This is a genomic window from Pararhizobium qamdonense (genome assembly GCF_029277445.1).
GTDB classification, from domain to species: domain Bacteria; phylum Pseudomonadota; class Alphaproteobacteria; order Rhizobiales; family Rhizobiaceae; genus Pararhizobium; species Pararhizobium qamdonense.
The window spans coordinates 65858-87954 of sequence record NZ_CP119569.1 but is presented as its reverse complement, the minus strand read 5'-3'; the positions used below and the strand labels follow the sequence as shown (position 1 = coordinate 87954).

General features: G+C 57.1%; 20 protein-coding genes. 11 read left to right on the top strand and 9 right to left on the bottom strand.

Features of this window, described 5'->3' with window-relative positions; translation table 11 throughout:
- The first annotated feature begins 299 nt into the window (after nucleotides 1–299).
- Nucleotides 300–2054: a flagellin N-terminal helical domain-containing protein gene (locus PYR65_RS28915; protein ID WP_276122513.1), complete on the top strand. Its 1755-nt coding sequence runs from the start codon at nucleotides 300–302 to the stop codon at nucleotides 2052–2054.
- 252 nt (nucleotides 2055–2306) lie between these two features.
- On the opposite strand, the gene PYR65_RS28910 is transcribed toward PYR65_RS28915, so the two are convergent.
- A complete protein-coding gene (locus tag PYR65_RS28910; protein WP_276122512.1) occupies nucleotides 2307–2615 on the bottom strand; it encodes a DUF6894 family protein in 309 nt (102 codons plus the stop codon).
- Nucleotides 2616–3216: 601 nt separating this feature from the next.
- Here PYR65_RS28910 and PYR65_RS28905 point away from each other — a divergent pair.
- Entirely contained in the window at nucleotides 3217–3498 is a 282-nt protein-coding gene (locus PYR65_RS28905) for an aminotransferase class I/II-fold pyridoxal phosphate-dependent enzyme (protein ID WP_276122511.1), read from the top strand.
- 516 nt (nucleotides 3499–4014) lie between these two features.
- Here the strand turns inward: PYR65_RS28905 and PYR65_RS28900 are convergent.
- From PYR65_RS28900 to PYR65_RS28885, 4 genes are read right to left on the bottom strand one after another with little or no spacing between them, the layout of a single operon-like run.
- Nucleotides 4015–4839: an alpha/beta hydrolase gene (locus PYR65_RS28900; RefSeq protein WP_328518533.1), complete on the bottom strand. Its 825-nt coding sequence runs from the start codon at nucleotides 4837–4839 to the stop codon at nucleotides 4015–4017.
- Nucleotides 4840–4887: 48 nt separating this feature from the next.
- A complete protein-coding gene (locus PYR65_RS28895; RefSeq protein WP_407951382.1) occupies nucleotides 4888–6336 on the bottom strand; it encodes an NAD-dependent succinate-semialdehyde dehydrogenase in 1449 nt (482 codons plus the stop codon).
- A 57-nt stretch (nucleotides 6337–6393) separates the two neighbouring features.
- Nucleotides 6394–7620 (bottom strand): iron-containing alcohol dehydrogenase, encoded by a 1227-nt coding sequence (locus tag PYR65_RS28890; protein ID WP_276122508.1) that lies wholly within the window; start codon nucleotides 7618–7620, stop codon nucleotides 6394–6396.
- Nucleotides 7617–8651: an Ldh family oxidoreductase gene (locus tag PYR65_RS28885; protein ID WP_276122547.1), complete on the bottom strand. Its 1035-nt coding sequence runs from the start codon at nucleotides 8649–8651 to the stop codon at nucleotides 7617–7619. The genes PYR65_RS28890 and PYR65_RS28885 overlap by 4 nt, the downstream gene beginning before the upstream one ends.
- A 106-nt stretch (nucleotides 8652–8757) precedes the next feature.
- Between PYR65_RS28885 and PYR65_RS28880 the strand changes: the two genes are divergently transcribed.
- From PYR65_RS28880 to PYR65_RS28860, 5 genes are all read left to right on the top strand, one after another.
- Complete coding sequence (locus PYR65_RS28880; protein ID WP_407951380.1) at nucleotides 8758–9441, top strand: GntR family transcriptional regulator; 684 nt, start codon at nucleotides 8758–8760, stop codon at nucleotides 9439–9441.
- 10 nt (nucleotides 9442–9451) lie between these two features.
- The gene (locus PYR65_RS28875; protein ID WP_407951379.1) at nucleotides 9452–11029 is read left to right on the top strand and encodes a sugar ABC transporter ATP-binding protein; all 1578 of its coding nucleotides are present in this window, start codon (nucleotides 9452–9454) and stop codon (nucleotides 11027–11029) included.
- Entirely contained in the window at nucleotides 11026–12018 is a 993-nt protein-coding gene (locus PYR65_RS28870; RefSeq protein ID WP_276122506.1) for an ABC transporter permease, read from the top strand. The genes PYR65_RS28875 and PYR65_RS28870 overlap by 4 nt, the downstream gene beginning before the upstream one ends.
- Before the next feature lie 56 nt (nucleotides 12019–12074).
- Nucleotides 12075–13025 carry a substrate-binding domain-containing protein gene (locus tag PYR65_RS28865; protein ID WP_276122505.1) on the top strand — a complete coding sequence of 317 codons (951 nt, stop codon included), beginning with the start codon at nucleotides 12075–12077 and terminating at the stop codon, nucleotides 13023–13025.
- A 61-nt stretch (nucleotides 13026–13086) separates the two neighbouring features.
- Nucleotides 13087–13701: a DJ-1/PfpI family protein gene (locus tag PYR65_RS28860; RefSeq protein WP_276122504.1), complete on the top strand. Its 615-nt coding sequence runs from the start codon at nucleotides 13087–13089 to the stop codon at nucleotides 13699–13701.
- A 212-nt stretch (nucleotides 13702–13913) separates the two neighbouring features.
- On the opposite strand, the gene PYR65_RS28855 is transcribed toward PYR65_RS28860, so the two are convergent.
- From PYR65_RS28855 to PYR65_RS28840, 4 genes are all read right to left on the bottom strand, one after another.
- Nucleotides 13914–14141, bottom strand: a complete 228-nt coding sequence (locus PYR65_RS28855; protein ID WP_276122503.1) for a DNA cytosine methyltransferase — start codon at nucleotides 14139–14141, stop codon at nucleotides 13914–13916.
- A 292-nt stretch (nucleotides 14142–14433) separates the two neighbouring features.
- The gene (locus tag PYR65_RS28850; protein WP_276122502.1) at nucleotides 14434–15210 is read right to left on the bottom strand and encodes a FadR/GntR family transcriptional regulator; all 777 of its coding nucleotides are present in this window, start codon (nucleotides 15208–15210) and stop codon (nucleotides 14434–14436) included.
- A 158-nt stretch (nucleotides 15211–15368) separates the two neighbouring features.
- Nucleotides 15369–16760: an APC family permease gene (locus PYR65_RS28845; protein WP_276122501.1), complete on the bottom strand. Its 1392-nt coding sequence runs from the start codon at nucleotides 16758–16760 to the stop codon at nucleotides 15369–15371.
- Nucleotides 16761–16783: 23 nt separating this feature from the next.
- Nucleotides 16784–17704 (bottom strand): proline iminopeptidase-family hydrolase, encoded by a 921-nt coding sequence (locus PYR65_RS28840; RefSeq protein WP_276122545.1) that lies wholly within the window; start codon nucleotides 17702–17704, stop codon nucleotides 16784–16786.
- 732 nt (nucleotides 17705–18436) lie between these two features.
- Between PYR65_RS28840 and PYR65_RS28835 the strand changes: the two genes are divergently transcribed.
- From PYR65_RS28835 to PYR65_RS28820, 4 genes are read left to right on the top strand one after another with little or no spacing between them, the layout of a single operon-like run.
- Nucleotides 18437–19795, top strand: a complete 1359-nt coding sequence (locus PYR65_RS28835) for an NAD(P)H-dependent oxidoreductase (protein ID WP_276122500.1) — start codon at nucleotides 18437–18439, stop codon at nucleotides 19793–19795.
- Nucleotides 19796–19806: 11 nt separating this feature from the next.
- Nucleotides 19807–20115, top strand: a complete 309-nt coding sequence (locus tag PYR65_RS28830; RefSeq protein WP_276122544.1) for a putative quinol monooxygenase — start codon at nucleotides 19807–19809, stop codon at nucleotides 20113–20115.
- Between the two features lie 18 nt (nucleotides 20116–20133).
- Nucleotides 20134–21018 (top strand): NAD(P)-dependent oxidoreductase, encoded by an 885-nt coding sequence (locus PYR65_RS28825; RefSeq protein ID WP_276122499.1) that lies wholly within the window; start codon nucleotides 20134–20136, stop codon nucleotides 21016–21018.
- Nucleotides 21019–21064: 46 nt separating this feature from the next.
- Nucleotides 21065–22060, top strand: coding sequence for a DctP family TRAP transporter solute-binding subunit (locus tag PYR65_RS28820; RefSeq protein ID WP_276122498.1), 996 nt, complete (start codon nucleotides 21065–21067; stop codon nucleotides 22058–22060).
- Nucleotides 22061–22097: the final 37 nt, after the last annotated feature.

Here is a 22097-nt window from a genome sequence, read left to right as displayed (position 1 = left end):
CGGCTAGAGCTTTGCCGACAATACGGCACCCAACATTATTCGGAGTCGATCTGCCAGGTAGGTCGTTTGCCTCAGAACAAAAAGGGAGCAGCTTTCGCCTACCGGCTCTTGGACCACAGCGAACACTGCGACCAAACCAACCTACAATATCAGCAAGCGGTAAATAAAGAATCGGCTAAAATAGTGCAATCGTTGAGTAATTTTCGCTCGTTAGTAAAAGATTAACCATTGCGGCAACATATTCCGTGCAACCAAACCGCCCATGATGGGGCCTTCAATCAATTTTAAGATGAGCTAAAATGACGAGCATTCTCACGAATGTCGGCGCAATTTCTGCGCTCCAAACACTGCGATCAATCAATGCCAGCATGGCAGCTACCCAGGGTCAAGTGTCTTCGGGCTTACGAATTGAGAGCGCAGACGACAACGCTGCCTATTGGTCGATCGCAACAACAATGAAGTCGGATAATAAGGCTCTCTCCGCAGTGGCCGACGCGCTTGGGTTTGGGGCAGCGAAAATCGACGTGGCCTATTCTGGTATGGATGCGGTGATCGACGTCATGTCTGAATTTAAGGCTAAGCTCGTCGCAGCGAAGGAGCCAGGCGTTGACAAGGCCAAAATTCAGAAGGAGTTGGAGCAACTCAAAGAACAGGTGGTTAGCATCTCCACGTCGGCCAGTTTCGGCGGGCAAAATTGGCTGAACACCGACATCGCCGAACTCGTTGACCCCGCCCTAAACAAGGTATCGTTCGTTTCCTCCTTTGTCCGATCGCGCGGCGGCTCCGTGGCAGTGGAGACTGCTGACCTCGGCCTCGACGAAATATCGCTGTTTAACAAGACGGGAGGTGGCCTTCTGCAGTCAGCGAAGATCACAAAGACGGTCAGCACTCCAGGTGGCTTGGTTTCCAATATTGGCGGCCTTCAGAATGGTGCGGCCTCCGATCTGCCCCACTACGGGCACTCGTGGTTCATTTTCTCTGGCGCCCGCAGCCTCAGTGCTACGGACCAGATTTCCTTCGACATTTCAATTGATGCCAACGGCGCCTATACCGCCGGCAGCAGCTATAGTGTGACGATAGACCAGGCACTGGTGAACGCGGCGCTGGGCAAAAGCGACGGATCGATCACAAACTCCTCCGAAATGTCGATCGTCCTCAAGTCTGCCCTGGCGGCTGCGGGAGCGCCTGCAGACAGTTCGCGTGACTATCATTACTGGCCAACGTCCACCGGTAGTAGCCTCGTAGATATTTTCTCAGTCGAGGCACTTTCGCCGGGTCTGGGATCGAGCATCTCGATCAGCAATGTCACCTCGACGCTTGCTGGCGGTTATAACTTTGGCATGTCCCAAATCAGCAGCCACAACAACATCACGCCTTCCGCCTACGTACCATTCACGGCCGGCTTCCAGTTCCAGATGACCGCCACCTCGCAGTTCTCCTTTGACGTGAATTTCCCAACGGCGGGCACAAGCCAGAGCTACACTGTGACAAAGGCCGACGTCGATGCCGCCCTCGGCACCAGTGACGGGATCGTGGGCAACTTAACCGATTTCGCGACGGTTCTTGGTTCGGTGGTCAGCGACCTGACCTTCTCTCAGAGCAGTGGTAATCTTTGGATATCGCCTGATCCGTCCGGTCCACATATCGGTCGGCATGCGATCTTCAGCGTATCGAACATGACCGTCACCGATATCCTGACCGTAGAAACGACCTCCACCTATGTCACCATAAGCGGGTTCGACTTCCTGTCCATTGACGTCACCGATCCCACTGCGAACATCGATGACCTTATCTCCGCCGTAGACGTTATGACGGAAGCCGTCGTTTCTGGCGCCTCGGTCCTGGGTGCCTTGCAGTCCCGTATCGATATGCAATCTAAGTTTGCCGCAGAGCTTATGGACACAATAGACAAGGGCATCGGCCGGCTGGTCGATGCCGACATGAACGAAGAATCGACCCGACTCAAGGCGCTTGAGACGCAACAGCAGTTGGGTATTCAGGCCTTGCAGATCGCGAATTCTAACTCCGAGAACGTGATGGCTTTGTTCCGGTAAATAAGCAACATTTCAATGATTTTTTGCGCGCCTGTTTCTGGATATAAAGCGGCATTTTCATCTACCATTCGTCCACGCTGCCTTCGTTGTGGGCGCAGGTGCTACGGGCGTGCACATCGGCCTCGAGAGTCCTGGTCGGGCGGGGACATGCCGGCGGGTCCAAGACGCGCACATAGTCTCGAAGCTCATCGATTGCGGGCACATCCTGCACGTCTTGGCGCCCTGGCACTCGGATCGTTTAGGCATAGATATTCATGGCTTTTCCGCGCCTCCACGCCCGTGAATGAAAGCGTGGCCTTCATTGCTGTCTTTTGCCTCTTCCAAGTGCTGGCCCTTGTTATCATCGCCCATTTTCACGGACGCCAACACAGTCCTTTGTCCGTCGGTAATGTCGATGCCGATCATCTTGCTCTCATGCTCACCGGACAGTTCATCAGCTGCCATCTCGAACAAGCTGCACAATGCGTCGGCTTTGGCTTGGTCAATGCTGGGAAAGGTGATCCCTTCCTCATCTCGTTCAAAGCCGTCTGTTGTTCGCAGATGAAAATAATAATGCGGCATGGCTTTGCCTCCAGCTGACAGTTCAGCGTGGCAGTAACCAAGGCGCGAACGCACTGTTCCGGTTGGTTGACACCGTATTCGGTCTTAGCGGTTGACCTTCAAAGGACGGGTGTGCTTGTTTGCCGTGCCTGCGGACCTCGAACGCTGCGGGAAGGAAAGGCCTTCCGTAGATAAGCGCGCAGCCTTTCAACTTTCCTACAGGTCCCAAAATCACTACCTGGGTTTGGTTTTGCAGATTGATTAGAGTTTCGAATCGCTGGCCGATTTTTATCAATTAAGGGGCGAGACCTGGAATACCCCCGTTTTTGCGATAACGTCCGTCGCGTCGTCGCTCTGGCTCAGCCATTCGGCCGACAGGATGCGCGTCGCGCTGTCCTGCACCCCATCCCAACCCCATCAAAGCGCCCACGCCGCCGACGCCTTCGAGTACCAGCACCCCAGAGGGGCCGAGTGCCTTTCGGGACAACCCGCCGACGGCCGAAAGAGCACCCTTGATGCCTCCGCTTTTCGAATCAGGCAACTGCCAAGCTTTTCAAGGCTTGGGCCTCGCCGATCGCGCGCCGACAGCAATCGTAGGACTCTTCCGGTTGCGCAGGCGATCTTGACAGCCGCCCGCAACGCCAACCTGACCATCGTCGAGGACGACTCTTTTGGGGATCTGCCGATGGCGATGACAAACAGGCTGGCAACGCTCGATCAACTCAACAACGTGATCTCCGTCGGGACATTTTCTAAAACACTATCGGCCAGCTTGCGCTCGGGGTTCGTTGCCGCCCGGGGCACGACCATCAGCGCGCTCGCAGAATTGAAAATGCTGACGACGGTAAACAGTTCCGGACACATCGAGCGCCTGCTGCACCGTCTGCTGACGGATGGCCATTAAGACCGTCATCTCAAGCGATTGATGCAACGAGTAGCGGCGGTCTCACAGCGGGTGCAGGCGAGCCTCGCGAAGACGGGCTGCCAGGTTTTTTCCAGCACCATTGGTGGCTACTATCTCTACCTTCTTCTACCCGAAGGTGTGGATGATATTGGGCTAGCCCGCGACGGCGTGAAAGAGGGTATCTTCACGCGCCTGGAAGCGTGTTTTGCATCGACAAAATGAACCCGCTTGCAAAAGCAATCCGGCTGAATGTCTCTCGTGTCGATGACCAACGATTTTACGATTTCCTTCTTCGAAAACTCAGCTAACGCCGTGGCACTGGCGTAGACGATTGGGCAGAAAGGCGCTGTATTCAATCGCTTCGGTCTTCACTTAAGTTCGTATAACTGGGCTCTCCTCTTGGTTGCAGCTGAAGTACAATTTCCTTGCGAATGTCGCAGGATTTTAATTTCCGCATCAAGGATGCTCGCTCGGCCGCAAATTTGCCTTCCGCTCGCGCCCGCGTGACAGCAACCTCTACCCCAAGCGCGTTATTCGCGGTTCAAGCCGCGGTTGCAGTACTCCCTCAATGAATTGGGTCAACATCCCACCGGTCTCCGTGCCAAAGCGCCCCAGGTCACGGACACTGGATATATGGTTTGCGCGCTGAATTATTCGAGCCGACGACAAAAGACCTTGCTGCTCAAGCAGAAGTTTGAAGGCGCCCGCTTGCTGGTGAAAGGGGGGCGTTTCGTCTGCGCCGACCGCGACAGTCACGCGGCATTCAGGGTTATACGAGTGTAGCATCGGAGAAAACGCAGCCACCTCCTGATCGGTGATTCCGATCTCCGGAGCTAGAAACGAACTTTGCAAAGGGCCAAGGTCGTAGATCCCACCCAGCAGGAACGCTGCCCGAACTTTAGGATACGTTGCCCCTTGCTGAAATAAGAACGTCGCCAAGTGTGCACCGGCGGAATGCCCGCTGACGGTCAGCCGATCAACGTCTCCACCGTAACTGGATATATTATCGGCCACCCAGCGCTCGGCGCGCCGGATCTGATCGACAATGACATTCATCCGAACGGCGGGCATCTTGGCATAATCGACAATGACCGCGATGGCGCCCGCGCGGGTAACGGTCTCGGCTACATAGGAGTAATCTTGCTTAGAGAACATCCGCCAGTACCCACCGTGGATGAAGATATGCACAGGAAGGTTTTCGCGAGCGCCAGCCGGGAAGAAGATGTCAAGTCTCTCACTGTCTCCCGTTCCATAGGCAACATCAGCCTCCATTGGCAGTTTGTCACGTGTCCGGGCACTCGCCGCAACGAACTCCTTCACGAGATTGTCGAAATCCGCCACGTGGGCGCGTGTTCGAAATGGGTCTAGTTCCAACGTAACATCTCCGCTTCAGAAGCTTGTTGCGATATATTTGGCTTCCATGAATTCGGCAATGCCGTGATGCTGACCGCCTTCGCGGCCAAGCCCACTTTGCTTCACCCCGCCGAAGGGCGCTGCTGGATCAGAAACCAGTCCCCGATTCAAAGCGATCATGCCAGCTTCAAGGCTGGATGAAACGCGAAGGCCGCGTGCCACGTCGCCGGTGTAGACATAGGCGGCCAACCCATACTCCGTGTCGTTCGCACGTTCGACCGCTTCATCTTCCGTCTCGAAGCGATAGAGAGGGGCGACGGGCCCAAAGATCTCCTCATGCGCCATCTCGGATCTGGCACTAACCTCGACAAGCACCGTTGGAGGATAAAAGAAGCCGGCGCCCGATGGAGTTTCGCCACCGCAAAGTGCACGAGCCCCTCTAGTCTTTGCATCGTCGACCAGCCGGCCGATTTTCTCGACCGCCTTTCTCGTAATCATTGGGCCGCAATCAGTCTGTCCGTCGACGCCCGATCCTACCTTCAGTGCGGCCATGCGTTTGCGCAGTCCTTCTGCAAATGCGTCATATATGCCGGACTGGATATAAAAGCGGTTTGCTGCGGTACAGGCTTCTCCCGCGTTGCGCATTTTAGCGATCATCGCACCGTCGAGGGCTGCCTCAAGATTGGCGTCATCAAAGACCAGGAATGGTGCGTTCCCGCCAAGCTCCATCGAGCAGGAGATGACGTGCTTTGCCGCTTCCGCCAAAAGGTGACGCCCGACCCCGGTCGATCCGGTGAACGACAGCTTTCTCACTCGGGAGTCGCCCAAAACTTCTGAAGTGATCGACCCCGGATCGCTTGTGGTCAGGACATTGACAACGCCGGGCGGAATTCCTGCTTCTTCATAGATGGCGGCAAGTGCATACGCAGTGAGAGGCGTCTCGCTTGCTGGCTTGAGAATGACCGTGCAGCCTGCGGCGAGTGCGGGCGCAATCTTGCGGGTCGCCATCGCTGCCGGGAAATTCCACGGCGTGATCAAGAGGCATATTCCAATGGGCTGGTAATCGACGACGATGCGATTGGCCCCCGATGGGGCGACGCCGTACTCGCCGGTGATGCGAACCGCTTCTTCCGCGTTCCAGCGGAAGAATTCGGCCGCGTACGCGACTTCACCGCGGGCGTCGCGCAGGGCCTTGCCGTTTTCCATCGATATCAAGGTCGCTAGCATCTCGGAGCGCTCAATCATCAGTTCGAAGCAACGCCGCAGAATTTCCGAGCGTTTGCGAGGAGGGGTCGCCCGCCACGAGGGGGCCGCACCTGCAGCGGCTTCCACGCAGAGCCGCGCGTCCTCGACCGTCGCGTCGGGCACGCGGGTCAACCGTTTTCCGGTTGACGGGTCGATGACATCAATATCCCGGCCACTATGGGACGGCCGCCAGCTACCGTTTACGTAGAGACCTCGGGAAGCGGCGGCGATGTCCGGCATCTGATGATCGAGCTCGGGCGTTTTCTGTGCGATGGTCATGGTTGTTCCTCAAAAAAATTAGATGTCTGACGCGGCGAGATCGCCGTCATAGGCTGCTCGGACAAGGCGCTTCATCGCGTCGAGATCGAAGGGCCGCGGGTTGTTCTTGATTAGTCTGTCGATGCCGAAGGCCTGTTCTGCGGTCCAATCGAGTTTGTCGGCTGGAAGGCCGAGGTCTGCCAACGTCGGTGTGATTCCAATCGCTGCGAACAGTCTGCGGATCTCTTCAATCGCTGCCTTCGCGTGGTCTTCGATGTTGGTGCCTGAGATCTCCAGCCCAAGGGCTTTGCCAATTTCGGCCATCTCAGCACTTGAGACCGACTGATTGTAGGTCATCACGTATGGCATCATGGTCGCAACGCCGAGGCCGTGGGCTGTGTGTGTGAGTGCCCCGGCAGGGTATTGGATCGCGTGCGCTGCGGCAGTCCCGGCCGTGCCAAATGCGCAGCCGGCAGCCAAGGCCCCCATCATCACGTCCGCGCGCGCGTCCTCGTCGGAGCCATCCTTGCAGGCCTTCTCGAGGCTACGGGCCAGAAGCTTGATCGCCAGCAAGGCAAAATGGTCGGTGAGAGCGCTTTTGCCGATGAATACGTGAGTTTGCGCCAAGGTGTGGTCTGTACCCCGGCGCGCTGCGGTGAATGCCTCGATGGCATGGGTCAACGCATCAGCGCCCGCGATTGCTGTCAATCCGGGCGGGCAGGTCATGGTGAGTTCAGGGTCGCAGAGCGCTGCAGTGGCGATCAGATACGGACTGGATATACCGACCTTCAGAGTGCGTTCGGAGTCGGAGATCACCGCTACGGGCGTTACCTCGGAGCCCGTTCCAGCCGTCGTCGGTACAGCAATCACGGGGAGGATCGGCGCTGGAACCTTAAACTCGCCGTAATAGTCTTTCAGCTCTCCGCCGTGGCTGAGCAGCAGCGCCGCGCATTTCGCCATGTCCAGACAACTCCCACCACCGATACCGATGACCATCTCGGGCTTGAAGTGGCGCGACTGATCCACACAAAATGCCACGGTTTCCTGCGGGACGTCTGGCTGAACTGCGTTGTAAACAAGAACTTCGACAGACACGGCCTCAAGTCCAGCAACCATCTCAGCGAACATCGCCGTCGCCGCGAACCGTTCGTCGGTACAGATGAGAGCTCGTTTCCCAAGTTTTGCGGCAACTGCCGGCAATGCGTATCGCTGGCCCTTGCCGAACAGGATTTCATGTGGAAGCCGAATGGCGGCGAAAAGGGTCATCGTGCATGTCCTCTGGAGAGTGATTTGATGGAGCAAGAAAGATCGTTCAAGTCCTGCCAAAGGCTCGGCGCGATCTCGAAGCCATCATCGAGCGCCTCGCGACGTCTTTGGGCCGCACGGTCACCGGGCACTGCAACGGGAATGCTTGTATCCGACGGCGTCGAAGCGCGAACCAGATCGAGGTAGGCAGACAGGCGAAGCATAAGGTCAGGCTGGGTGCCGATATCGATTGCGATGAACACATCGCCCTTGTTGCAAATTGCCTCTGCATCGAGTGTGCCCCTGACGTCCGGTGACAGGGCGGACCCGGCCAGAGCGGCGACCAGCAGTTCCAGAGCCATGCCAAGCGCGTAACCCTTGGCATCGCCGAATGGAGCAATCGCACCGTTCATCGCCCGTTGTGCGTCGGTGGTCGGCTGGCCCGCCGCATCGCGCGCCCAGCCAAAAGGGATCGACATCCCGTTTGCCGCGTGATGGTGGATCTTCCCCATCGACACGACCCCTGTTGCAAGGTCAACCACGACGGGACGGTCCGCAGTTGGAACCGCGATCGCTAGCGGATTGGTGCCAAGCATGGCGCGCGTGCCGCCATAGGGATGGACCAGCGCTTCGCTAGACGAAAAGGATATTCCGATCTGACCGTGTGCCGCGATCCATTCGACATAGTGCGCGAGCATTCCCAAGTGATTCGAGTTTCGGACGCCGCATAACGCTATCCCGGACTTTCGAGCCCGTTCGCTCACCTGTTTCAGGGCTGAATCAGCAACCACAGGCCCAAGGCCCCGGAGCCCGTCAACCTCAAGAAAAGACGACGAGCGCCAAGTCGCTTGTCCTTCGGTTTGCGGGTCGATCAGGCCGCGTTCGATGCGCGCAAGAATGCGCGGCAATCGTTGGAGGCCGTGGGAGGGGTGACCCTTCAGTTCCGCTTCGACAAGGACATTTGCCTGGATTTCCGCATGACGCGTGGGCGCGTTCCGCTCCACCAACAGGGTGGTCGATAACCGCAATGCGTCGGCTTGAGATACCCTCATAACGTCTCCAATATAAAATCCTATAGGATATGGGATTGCATATAGGGCACCATCGTGGTAGCTCTTCGTCATGTCAAGAGGCAACGAGATGCAGAACAGAAATTCAATGAACCTGACCGAAGCACCCGATCAGAGCGCCTTTATCCAGCGGAGCAACAGCCTGGCTGGAAGCGTTTATGAAGCTATCTTTGCTCAGTTGATGGCGTTGAAAATCGCCCCAGGCGCGCGCATGTCCATCGACAACCTCGTTCGCGAACTCAACGTTTCGCAAACGCCAATCCGGGAAGCGCTCGGCCGCCTGGAGGGTGAGGGGCTGGTCGTCAAGACTCACCTGATTGGTTACAGCGCGGCTCCACAGATTACCCGTCGCCGGTTCGATGAACTCTACGAACTGCGCCTGTTGCTCGAGCCTGACAGTGCGGCAAAGGCGGCCGCACGCATGGACGAGGCTAAGCTTTTGTCCCTTCAAGAGGCGGCCGGCGTCATGGGCCGGCGCGAAGGGACCGATGAGCGTATCCGATACTCTACCTTCGCCCGGCAGGACGCAGTCTTCCACGATAAGATCCTCGAGTACGCAGGCAACGAGCTCATTCGCGAAACGCTGAACCATCAGCACACGCACTTTCATATTTTCCGATTGATGTTCCATTCCAGGGTGACGGAGGAAGCGCTCGACGAGCACGAAGCCCTGTTGTCTGCGTTCGCCGCCGGAAATGCTGCCGCTGCGGAAAAGGCGATGCGGGTGCACTTGGAGCATTCACGTGACCGCTTGCTTCCGGCCTTCGAATGAGGGGCGTGCCATGTCCGCTGTCTTGAGCTTCCAACGGGAAAAAAGCGATTTGCTGAGTGGCGACCGTTCAAAGAGTCAGCCCGTCCTGCGAGCTGAGGGAATGTCAAAGAACTATGGACCGGTGACTGTTTTGTCCGAGGTTTCGCTCGACGTTCTTCCTGGTGAAATCCATGCCATCATTGGCGAGAACGGCGCAGGCAAATCGACGTTCATGCGACTGCTTTCGGGCTACGCGCAGCCGACGACCGGCACCATCTCGCTCGGGGGCAAAGATGTCGCGTTCTCAAAGCCGGAGCATGCACAGCAGGCCGGCATAGTCCTGGTACACCAGGAAATCTTGCTCGCGGACGGGCTCACTGTCGCTGAAAACCTGTTCCTCGGGCGCGAATTAACGCGCAACGGAATGGTCGACGACCGGTCCATGCGGCGTATCGCCACCGAAAAACTGTCTGAACTGGGTTGCAAGGCTTCTCCAAACGCATTGGTTCGCGACATAGCGCTGGCCGATCGACAGCTCGTACAGATCGCCCGCGCGCTTCTCGACGATTATAAACTGGTTATTTTCGACGAGCCCACGGCCGTATTGACAGGCGACGAAGTCGAACGGCTCCTCGCAATCATCCTGCAGCTCAAGGAGCAGGGGGCTGCAGTGCTGTACATTAGCCATCGGCTCGATGAGGTGCAGCGTCTGGCCGATCAGGTCAGCGTGCTGAGAGATGGCAAGCTGGTCGGGACCTACCCCGGCGAAGGGCTTACACAGATGGACATGGCGCGCCTGATGGTCGGCCGAGACCTTGCGGCGCTGTATCCGGAGAAATGCAACGCCGCCATCGGTGAACCCGCCCTTGAAGTCAGCGGTCTGACAGTCCCAGGATATGCCAAGGACATTTCCTTCATTGCACGACAGGGCGAGATTGTCGGTTTCGCTGGAATGATCGGTGCTGGAAGGACTGAAGTGTTCGAGGGCATCATGGGGCTGCGCGCAGCTCATGGGTCGGTAACGCTTGACGGTGAACCGATCAACATCCGTTCCCCTCGCGCGGCGATGGACGCGGGCATTGGCTATCTTACCGAGGATCGCAAGGGAAAAGGCCTGCTGCTTCAGGAGCGACTTGCGCCAAATTTGACGCTGTCTGCTCTGGCACGGTTCCATCCGGGCTTGATGATGCGGCGGGGCCGCGAGAAGACCGCGCTGCTGGACGCCGTTGACGAATACGACATCCGCTTGAAAACAATCGGGGTAAAAGCCGGGCAGCTCTCCGGAGGCAACCAGCAGAAATTGCTGCTGGCAAAAGTGCTCATGACCAATCCGTCGCTCGTCGTCATCGACGAGCCCACGCGTGGCATCGATATCGCCAACAAGGCCCAGATTTACGCCTTCATACACCGTCTCGTCGGCGAGGGGAGGACGTGCATCGTTATTTCTTCGGAAATGCAGGAGTTGATCGGCATCTGTGATCGGATCCTAGTGATGCGGGAGGGGCGCATCGCCGGGGAGGTCAGCGGCGAGAGGATGACAGAACATGAAATTGCGCTTCTGGCGACCAGCAATGTGTCGGCAGCGGCCAAGCAGGGAGGGAACCCATGAGCGTGATCGTAGGCTCGACGCCGCTAAGGCAAGAGCGGGAATGGAACATTGGCTGGGCTGACGTGGGACCATTTCTGGCGCTTCTGGCATTGCTCGTCATTGGCTTCGCCGTCAACCCTGACTTTTTGTCTCCGACTAACCTTGGAAACGTCATAACCCGCAGTGCCTTCATTGCCATCATTGCGGTCGGCGCAACGTTCGTGATTTCGTCAGGTGGGCTGGATCTCTCCGTCGGCTCGATGGCCGCCTTTATCACTGGCATCACCATCATGTTCATGAACGCGATGGCGCCGGAGTGGGGCGTTGCGTCTATTCCGGCCGGCATGGCAGTCGCTGTCGTTGTGGGGACCGCTTGCGGCCTCATGAACGGGTTGATCGTGACCGTCGGAAAAATTGAGCCGTTCATTGCCACGCTCGGCACCATGGGTATCTTCCGGGCATTGATCACCTATATGTCCGACGGCGGGACGATCCCGATCGACCGCAGTCTGCGCGAGGCCTATCGACCGGTCTACTTTGGGACCGTGGGGGGAATACCGTTCCCTATCGTGATCTCGATTGCGGTCGCGGCGGTCGCATCCTTCATGCTCTATAAGATGAAGTATGGGAGGAAATGTGCGGCGGTCGGAGCCAATGAGGAAGTTGCCCGCTATTCCGGTATTTCGATCATAAAAACACGCACCATCGCGTATGCGATACAGGGAGCATGTGTTGCGATTGCCGCGATTTGCTACGTTCCGAGACTTGGTGCGGCGACGCCCACGACAGGGGTGCTTTGGGAACTCCAGGTCATCACCGCAGTCGTTATCGGCGGGACGGCTCTGCGCGGCGGCAAAGGTCATGTTTGGGGCACGGTCGCGGGCGCCGTCATCTTAGAGTTGATCGCCAACCTGATGGTGTTGTCGGACTTCGTCTCTGAATACCTCGTGGCCGGGGTTCAGGGCGTCATCATCATCATTGCCATGCTTATTCAAAGGTTCTCGAAATAATCCGTGTCCGGACCGCACGGGTGCTTCATTGTGGGTCCAATTCTGGGAGGAATTTAATGTTTAAGACTAAATTCATTGCGGCGGCAGCCATCGGCAGCATACTCATCGCGAGCCAAGCGTTCGCCGCCGATAAGAAGGTGGTAGCTGTTTCAATCCCGGCTGCCGACCATGGCTGGACGGCAGGTGTCGTCTATCATGCCCAAGCCGCAGCAAAGGAAATCAACGCTGCTTTTCCGGGCGTCGAAGTCGTCGTGAAGACTTCGCCTTCGGCGACTGCGCAAGTCAGTGCTCTTGAGGATCTGTCGGCCGGCCGCAAGCTCGACGCCCTGGTCATTCTACCGTATTCCTCGGAGGAACTGACGACGCCAGTCAAGGCCGTCAAGGACGCCGGAACTTTTGTCACCGTCGTCGACCGCGGTCTCAGCGACGCCTCGATCCAGGACCTTTACCTTGCAGGCGATAACATCGCTGTCGGCCGAAACACCGCCAAGTATATGATCGAAAAGCTGGGCGGCAAGGGCAATCTCGTCGTTCTACGCGGTATTCCGACCGTCATCGACGACGAGCGCATCAAAGGCTTCAACGACGCCATTCAGGGCACCGAGCTAAAGGTTCTCGACATCCAGTATGCCAACTGGAATAGCGACGAAGCCTTCAAGCTGATGCAGGACTACCTCGCAAAATATCCGCAGATCGATGCGGTCTGGGCCAACGATGATGACATGCTGCTAGGCGTGCTGGAAGCGGTCAAGGAATCCGGTCGCAAAGACATCAAGCTTGCGCTCGGCGGTAACGGTATGAAGGACATCATCAAGAAGGTCATTGATGGGGACGCGATGACGCCCGTCGAGACACCTTATCCGCCCGCGATGATCAAGACCGCGATCTATCTGACAGTCGCCAATCTTATTGGCCAGGCACCGGTGCGTGGGACCGTCAAGCTCGACGCTCCGCTGATTACCCAGGAGAATGCGCAGGAATATTACTTCCCCGACTCTCCGTTCTGACACCAATCCAAACAGGGGCGGCACGCTGCCGCCCCACTGCATGAGCAAGAGGAGCATAGTCATGGCAGGCAAGAAGATACTGATGCTAACCGGTGAGTTCACCGAAGAATACGAGATATTTGTTTTCCAGCAGGCGATGGAAGCGATCGGACATACGGTACACGTCATCTGCCCGGATAAGAACGCCGGCGATCTCATCAAAACCTCGCTTCACGACTTCGAGGGTGACCAGACATACACGGAAAAACTCGGCCATTTCTTCACCATCAACAAGACGTTTTCAGAGGCCGAAAAGCAACTCGATCAGTATCACGCGGTCTACGCTGCAGGTGGCCGCGGACCGGAGTACATTCGAACCGACAAGCGGGTGCAGGCTATCGTCCGGCATTTCCACGAGACGCAGAAGCCGATCTTCACCATCTGCCACGGCGTTCAGATCCTGATCGCAGTCGATGGTGTGGTGCGCGGCAAGAAGGTCGCGGCGCTTGGAGCCTGCGAGCCTGAGGTGACGCTGGCGGGCGGTACCTATATCGATCTTTCGCCGACTGAAGCCTATGTCGATGGGACCATGGTGTCGGCAAAGGGCTGGACTGCTTTGGCCGCGTTCATCAGGGAATGCCTGAAGGTTCTCGGCACGGAGATCCGCCACAGCGAGGACGTTGCAAAAGCAGCTTGATCAATTTTTGATCCGAATGGAGCGGCCGCCACGGAGAGGCGGCCGCTCTTTGAAAAGCATGAAGCTATTGATGACCCATCCATGGCATTGCTGGGTGAGTACAATCAGGCCAGTGATTTCGCCTCTGCGGCCTGTGGCCCCGCTGCATCGTGCGATAGCGGCGGTAAAACGACACGAATTCTATCACGCCCGCTCCTTTCGATCGTCGCCTTCTAGTCGATCTCTTGCGGCTTGAGCGCTGACAACATGGCCAAACCCATGGCCTGACCGACAGTCGGCTCGACCGCGTTCCCGTTTTGGTCGGCAACGCTTCCCAGTCCGCCTATGAATTCCCAGTTATCCGCAAAGTCCTGCAGTCGGGCACGCATACGGTTCGTGAGCTCAGGAATGAACCCTTCCCTGGAAGCTAGTTTGGCGGCGCGGCCTTTGTAGACGCGCATAGGAAACGCCGTTTTCAGCGAGGGTCGGGATTCGCCGTCATTAGCGAATCGTTGGTACCATCGCATCGTGTTGGATAACGCCAAAGTTCCATAAACATGCTTGAGCCGCAGCAGACATTCCGCTGTTCTAATTTATTGATGTTTCAATCGCTTCGGGAAGGTACGGCGCGTGTCGATGGTTCAGTTCACATCAAGGCGCCGGTAGAGCGGTAACAGGGTCGCCGGCGCCATCCCTTTAAGAACCCCACGTCTATCAACCGATGTGCGCCCGCCGCACGATGTCTTTTATGGGTCACCGCTGAATCACTTCGGTTCCAGCATTTGATTTTAGGAAAGCCTCCTCGACAATCTCCAGCGTTAATGCGAAATGCCTGTACGCACTCTGGTACGCCCTCTCCAGATCCTGCGTGACAATGCTCTCTACAAGATCGGTATGTTCATCGCGCGCTCGTTGGAGATAGTGGGAGGGATAGGGCTCTGCGCCGAAACCCATAGTTGCTTTCGAATTCAGTTCGGCTGCCAAGGCGGCAAGCTGGTCATTGCCGGCCATAATCGTAATTTGCTGGTGTAGAGCGACATCGACGCGGCGCGCCGTGGCGGGATCGCCTGCAGCAAGAAACTCTTCCAGAATGAGCGTCAGTTTACGCGCCTGCTCGGACGAGCGCCTTTCCGCTGCAGTCCGTGCTTCCAATGCGGCGATAAGACAACGGAAATCGACGAATTCCCTCAGACGCGGAATCTCCGCCTCAAGCATTCGTTGTGTGAATCCCATAACGACTTGCTCGAGATCTACATTCGCAACGAAGGTACCGCCTCCGCGACCCCGCTTCGAACTTAATAACCCTCGTTTTCGAACGATTTCGAGTGCCCCGCGGACGGTGACCCGACTGACGCCTTGCCACTCTGAAAGGTCTCGTTCCGAAGGCAACTGTTCGCCCGGCGAATACGCCCCGATTGCAATTGCCGTAATTATTCGCTCGGCAAGCTCACTTCGGGCCGTGCTTACTTTCAGGCCCCCAGCAGCCTGGAAAAAATCCTGGCCTTTAGCGCCAACTTCATCATCCGACATTGAGCAGGATTGCCTTTCAAATCTGCGTTGTGCGCTAGTGTATCACAGACAGAGCAGTGCATTCCAAGCCCTTATAACCAATTCCATGTGCTGAGCACCAAACCCCAGAATATTTGCGGTGCAGGGAGAGCCCCAGTACCGCGCGTCCCAACTATGGGCTAGGTTCGAACTTCCCTGCTGGAATCGAGCCGACCCGCGACGTGAAGGCCAATCGCGACCGCTATGCCAGCAACCATCCAGACGCCACCGAGGATCTGCGCATTGGTGTCTGCGTGCGAAAGTGCGTAGGCAAGAATAAACGTGCCGACTACCGGAGAAACCCAGTGGAGGAACAGCTTGGGGCTGCGGTCAATCAAGCCAAATCGATACAGAACAGCAATGTTAAGTAAAATGTAGGCGGTCAGGGCGCCGAATGTGACCAGCGTCGTCAACAGGCCCTGATGCTCCGCGCCGAAAACGCCAATGGCGAGCGAGAGCGCCGATATGAGGAGGGTCGCGTTGCGGGGTGCATTGTTCTTTTTGCTTACGGTCGCAAGCACCATGGGAAGCTGGCGGTCGCGCGCCATACTGAAGATAAGCCGAGACGATGTGGCCATTGATGCGATAGAATTTGCAAAAATTGCGATCAGCGCGGACGTCAGCGTTACGATAATCCGAAGCCAGTCTCCCCCGACCTGACCAGCGATGGTGTAGAACGCGTTGTTCGTCGCATCGCCCTCTGGAAAGATTGTGCCCGGCTTCACATAAAGCGAGGCGAGATAGACCTGCAGCATGAACAAAACCGTGACTGCTACCAAGACGATCATTGTCGCTGTCGAGACCGTTTCGCCACCGCCCTTAGCCTCTTCGTTCAGCGTCGATATTGCGTCAAAGCCCACGAAGCTGAGTGCTGCGATTGGAATGGCAGCGAATACAATGGACCAAGAGAAAACATCGCCGTTGAAGAACGGGCTTATCGACAGGGAAACCGTTCCACGTGCCAAGTCGAGTCCAACGGCGCCGACGAAGATTGCGACCACAACCAGTTGAATGCAGAGAAACAATTTGTTCATCGTAGCCGTTAAAGTGATGCCACCTAAATTTATGAAAGCGGCAAGTGCGACGAAAGTCGCCACCCAAAGCCAAGCGGGCACATTTGGCCAAAGTCCTGTCATGGCGCTTGCAGCAAATACCGATAAAAGCGCGGGAAGGAGTAGATAATCCAAAAGGATCGCCCAGCCCGCGAGATATCCGACATAGCTGTTTATACCGAAACGAACGTAAGAGTAGACCGAGCCGGCGACCGGATAGCGTTTGGCCATTTCCTTGTAGCTGAGCGCGCTGAACAGCATGGCAATTGCGGCGACCAGATAGACGAGAGCCGTCATGCCGGATGAAAAGTTTGAGGTGAACCCAAAGACGGCCATCGGGGCCATCGGAACCATATAGATCATTCCATAGATAACGACGTCCATAAGCGACATCGTTCGCTTAAGTTCTTGATGATACCCGAGAGACTCTAGTGTGTTCGCCGAGTTTGATAGTTCGGCATTTCCTTCCAGTACTGGCATTGTTTTTCCCCTGTTGAATGTGTTTAGGCCTTGATACCGTCGTGCTTTTTCAAGAAGTCACTCACGACCTGAAAAAACTCGCCTGGCGTTTCCAAATGTGGCGTATGGCTCGCGCCACGGAAGACATGGTGCTCGACTGACGGGATGTGCCTGACAAATGGCTCCCACGAGACCGGGGTCGCTTCGTCAAATTCTCCAGCAAGAACCAAGGAGGGCACCGTTATCTGCGGTAGCCTTTCAACGACGGACCAGTTTCGGAGCGTCCCGACTGCGGAAAATTCGCTTGGGCCGACCATAGTGTGATAGACGGTGGGATCTTCCGCCAACCGCGCAAAGCTACTTTCCAACACATCCGGATAGGGCTGCACTCGGCACACGTGCCGCCTATAGAATTCGGCGGCAGCCTGTTGGTATGCTTCGGAATCTGTCGTTCCAGCCGCCTCGTGCTGGCGGATAGTCGCCTGAACGTCTGCCGGGAGCTGCGACAGTAGTTGCTCAGTCCCTGTCGCCCACAAGGGCATCGAGGCTGGAGAGTCTGCGAGGATCATGCTGAGCACGCGCTCCGGATGGCGCAGAACATATTCCGGGCCGAGCATGCCTCCCCATGATTGACCCAGCAAATGGTATCCGCCCATCAAGCCGAGGTGGTCCACAAGGTTTCTTAGCTCATCGACGAAAAGCTCGACGGTCCAGAAGTCCGCTGGAGCATCCGGCAGACGGCTGCTGCGGCCGCACCCTATTTGGTCGTAATGAATTACGGCGCGCTGGTCATCACACAAGGCAACCATCGGCAGACAATAGTCGTGCGGTATTCCAGGGCCACCGTGTAAAACGATCAAAGGCGGCCGTACGCACTTGCCTTCGCGGGGCGTGGTAACGCGTACCCATGTCGTGTAGCTGAGAAACGGAATTGAGTACTGCGTGACGGTATAGCAGCTGGTCATTATGTCCAAGATAGGTCCCCATTGTTTGGATGTTCACGACACCTAAAGGTATTTCGCCAATACCTTACACATAAAAGGCATCATGTTAATACCTTTTATGTAGTTGTGATGGGACACACTCGATTTTGCCGCAAAGGCTGACTGAGTTGCAGAGTCCTCCTAACGTCTAGGTACAAAGGAATTCAGTGGATTAAGGGAGGGTTTCGGGCGCGGACCGAGGCCAAGACTCAAGAAAACAAAAATCCGTAATGTTCAGTCATAGGCCTATGTCATGCCACAGCAAAGCATCGCCGATCCCTGACTCTGGACGGCGGCCCGCCGCCGGATGCCAAACTGACAGTGGAATTACTGGTCTAGGGTTAGAGTCCTTTCAAGGCGTTAGAGACATGGCGCTTAACTTTGGCCATGCGCTGAATGGCTATCGTCCTGGTAGCGCTTTAGCAAAAAGTCTCAGGTCACCGAAAACGGGAACGGCCTGGAATATTTAGAAAATCTAACATTTTTCTCCATCTTTCTAAATTGAGCTAAGTTCTCCTGTGGAATAGGGTTTGATCAGAGCTGCTTGGGAGGCAGCTGGGAGTGGCGGCTAACCCGCGCTTCCCCGGAGGAAATTAGAGTGCATTCAAGCCACCGCGAACCAGCTTGGCGAGACGCCTTGCTGCGGCGAGCCCTTGTGCACTGACGTTTGCGGGGCACTCCTCATATTCATTCCCTAGTCGAGGACGCTGTCTTATGAATCTCTATTCTCTTCTTTCGTCGCGTGCTGCAAGTGGTAGACCCGTACGGGTCGGGCTGATTGGCGCTGGCAAGTTCGGCTCGATGGTGTTGGCTCAGGCGCAGCGCATCGATGGTCTCCATATGGTTGCTGTTGCCGACCTCGACGTGGGCAAGGCGAAGGAGTCCATGAACCGCGTCGGTTGGCCGAAGGAGCGCTACTCCGCCACCAGCAGTGGCGATGCGATCAAGAATGGCACCACCTTCGTAACCGACGATGTCAACGCATTGTTCGAATGCGGCGATATCGAGTGCATCATTGAAGCGACCGGCCACCCGATTGCCGGCACCCGCCATGCGCTTGGCGCGATCGAACACAACAAGCATGTTGTCATGGTCAATGTCGAGGCTGACGTCATGGTCGGGCCGATCCTCGCGGAAAAAGCCCGTGCCAAGGGCTTGATCTACTCCATGGCTTATGGCGACCAACCAGCACTTATCTGCGAACTGGTCGATTGGGCCAGAGCCACGGGCTTTGAAATCACATCCGCCGGCAAGGGCATGAATTTCGAGCCGCGCTACCGTTATTCCACGCCGGATACGGTCTGGGGCCTGTTCGGCTGGACCGAGGAACAGGTGGCTGCCGACAATCTCAATCCAAAACTCTACAACTCCTTCACCGATGGCACAAAGGCCGCGATCGAGATGGCGGCGGTTGCCAATGGTACGGGCCTTGATTGCCCTGATGACGGCCTCGCATTCCCGCCGGCGGGTCTGCATGACCTGGCTCGGGTCTTCCGTCCGGTCGCCGATGGTGGTCGTATGGCGCGCTCGGGTCTTGTCGATATCGCCGCGAGCCAGGAGCCGGACGGCCGTGAGGTGTTCAACAACATCCGTTACGGCGTCTTCGTCACATTCAAGGCTCATAACGAATATGCGCGTGCCTGCTTCAAGCAGTACGGCCTGCTGACCGATCCGTCGGGCTGGTATGCGTCGATGTGGCGCCCCTTCCACATCATCGGCCTCGAAACGTCGATCAGTGTGCTGTCAGCTGTGCTCCGCAACGAGCCGACCGGATCCTCCAAGGAGTTCCGTGGCGATGCGGTCGCGACTGCAAAGAAGGACATGCAGCCCGGCGAGATGCTGGACGGCGAGGGCGGTTATGCTGTCTGGGCCAATGCCATTCCCGCAAGCCGCAGTCTCGACCTGAAGGCGCTGCCGATCGGCCTTGCACATAATGTTAAGCTCAAGCGCGCGATCAAGAAAGACCAGATCGTGTCGTTCGATGACGTCGAAATCGTCAAGGACCTGGACGTCGTCACACTTCGTCGGGAGATGGAAGATCGTTTCCGCCCCTCCAAGATCGCGGCGGAGTGAGTGTCGTGACAATGCTAAACAACAAGGCCTTCGTCGTGATTGCGGAGTTCCAGGTAAAGCCCAGCAAGCTCGCCGCTTTTCTGGAGGCAGCGCGTGACGACGCGAAACACTCGGTCGCCGATGAGCCGGGTTGCCGACAGTTCGACGTTATCCGCCCGGAAGGTTCCGACGATACGGTCGTCTTCTACGAAGTCTACGACAACCGCGCGGCGTTTGATGCCCATCTGGAAACGCCTCACCTGGGGCGTTTTCGCGAGGCTTTCCCGCCACTGATCGTGGAGGAGAGGCCGGTTCGCTTCTCGGAGCGGCAATATCCTTGATATGCAGGACATACAGCCATGACCAGCACGATTCATCGCATCGCCGTCATTGGTACTGGCATCATGGGTGCGCCTATGGCCGGTCGCCTGGCTGAAGGAGGCTTCCAGGTTGAGGCCTGGAACCGGACAGTGGAAAAGACCGCTGCTCTTCAGTCGAAAGGTATTTCGATCGTGGAGCGGGCAGACGCCGCAGCGAAAGATGCGGATGTGGTCGTCTGCATGCTCAGCTCCGGCCCGGTTTGCGAAGCGGTATTGCTTGGCGGCGGCGGCGTTGTGCAAGCAATGCGGCCGGGGTCGATGCTGGTCGTTATGAGCTCCATCCCCGTGGAAACGGCCATTGCGATCGGCGAGGCATCTGCAGCACGAGGCATCGCCTGTCTCGATGCACCGGTTTCGGGTGGGGAAAAAGGGGCCAAGGAAGGTACGTTGGCGATTATGGCCGGTGGTGACCAGGCGGCTGTTGACCGCCTCGATCCGGTCTTTGCCTGTCTTGGACGTGTCACGCATGTCGGCCCATCCGGCAGCGGTGCGCTGACGAAGCTTGCAAACCAGCTGATCGTCGCATCGACGATCTGCGCTGTCGCCGAAGCGCTGACGCTGGCAGAGCGTGGCGGAGCGAACCCCGCCCGGGTCCGTGAAGCGTTGCTCGGGGGGTTCGCCGACTCTACCGTCTTCCGGCAGCACGGGCTGCGCATGGTCGAGAGGAATTTTGCGCCCGGCGGTCCTGCGAAATATCAGGTGAAAGACACATCCACGGCGCTGGCTTTTGCGCGAAGCCGTGGCTTGACACTACCGGTCGGCGAGGAGGTTGACCGGCTCTTCCAGGCTATGGTCGATAATGGCGATGGCGATCTGGATCACAGCGGGATCATCCGCGAACTGCAACGCATGAATCAACAATGAGCATGCCAAACGCATGCTAGTTTGACCATCAACGGGAGGAATGACCATGAAACACTTTACGATTCGCAGCCTGATCGCCGCAGCCGCTCTCATGACAGCTTCGATCGCCCACTCGGAAACCCTGACGCTGTCCACGCCGGACGCGGACGCGTCGGAAATCACGCTCGCTGCAAAGAAATTTGCCGAGATCGTATCCACCAAGACCAATGGCGAACTCACCATCAAGGTCTTCCCGAACGGCACGCTCTATGGCGGCGACCCGTCGGCAGGGGTGAAGCAGCTGGCCGGCGGCTCGCTGGATATGCTGCTCAATTCGACATCGCTCTACGCGACCTTCAATCCCAAGTTCACGGCGATCGCGATACCCTACCAGTTCCGCAATATCGAGCAGTTGCGGGCCTATCTCGACAGCGATCTCGGCCAGGAACTGCAGTCGGATCTGGGCAATATCGGCATCAAGGGTGTCGATCTCTGGTCGCGTCCGCTACGCCAGATCACCAATTCCAAGCTCCCGATCACGTCCCCCGCCGATATGAAGGGCATGAAGCTGCGCGTCCCGAACAACCCGCTGTGGGTCGAGTTTTTCGGCGCCATGGGTGCCGCCCCGACACCGATGGCTTTCGCGGAGGTTTATAACGCCCTGCAGCTGAAAGTCGTCGATGGTCAGGAAAATCCGATCAACGTGCCGGTCAGCGCCAAGCTTTACGAAGTCCAGAAATACGCAACGATCAGCAACCATATCGCCGATGCCTGGGTTCTTGGCATGAATCCGGCACGCTATGATGGCTTGAGCGACGCCTTCAAGGCGGCATTGAATGATGCTGCGATGGAGACGGAAGCCTGGAAAGCCGAGAATGACGCGGCCGATATCGAGAAATCCATCGCAACTCTGAAGGCAAATGGCATGGAGGTCAACGAACTGACCGATGACCAGCGCAAGGCCTTCGTCGATGTCGCGGCCGGTCTCGAGGAAAAATTCTCTGCACTGGTGAAGGACCAGTCCTTCTTCGACCGCACGCGCGCCTTCGCCACCACGAACTGATGCCTCGCCGGCACCTTGCCTCAAGATTAGGTGCCGG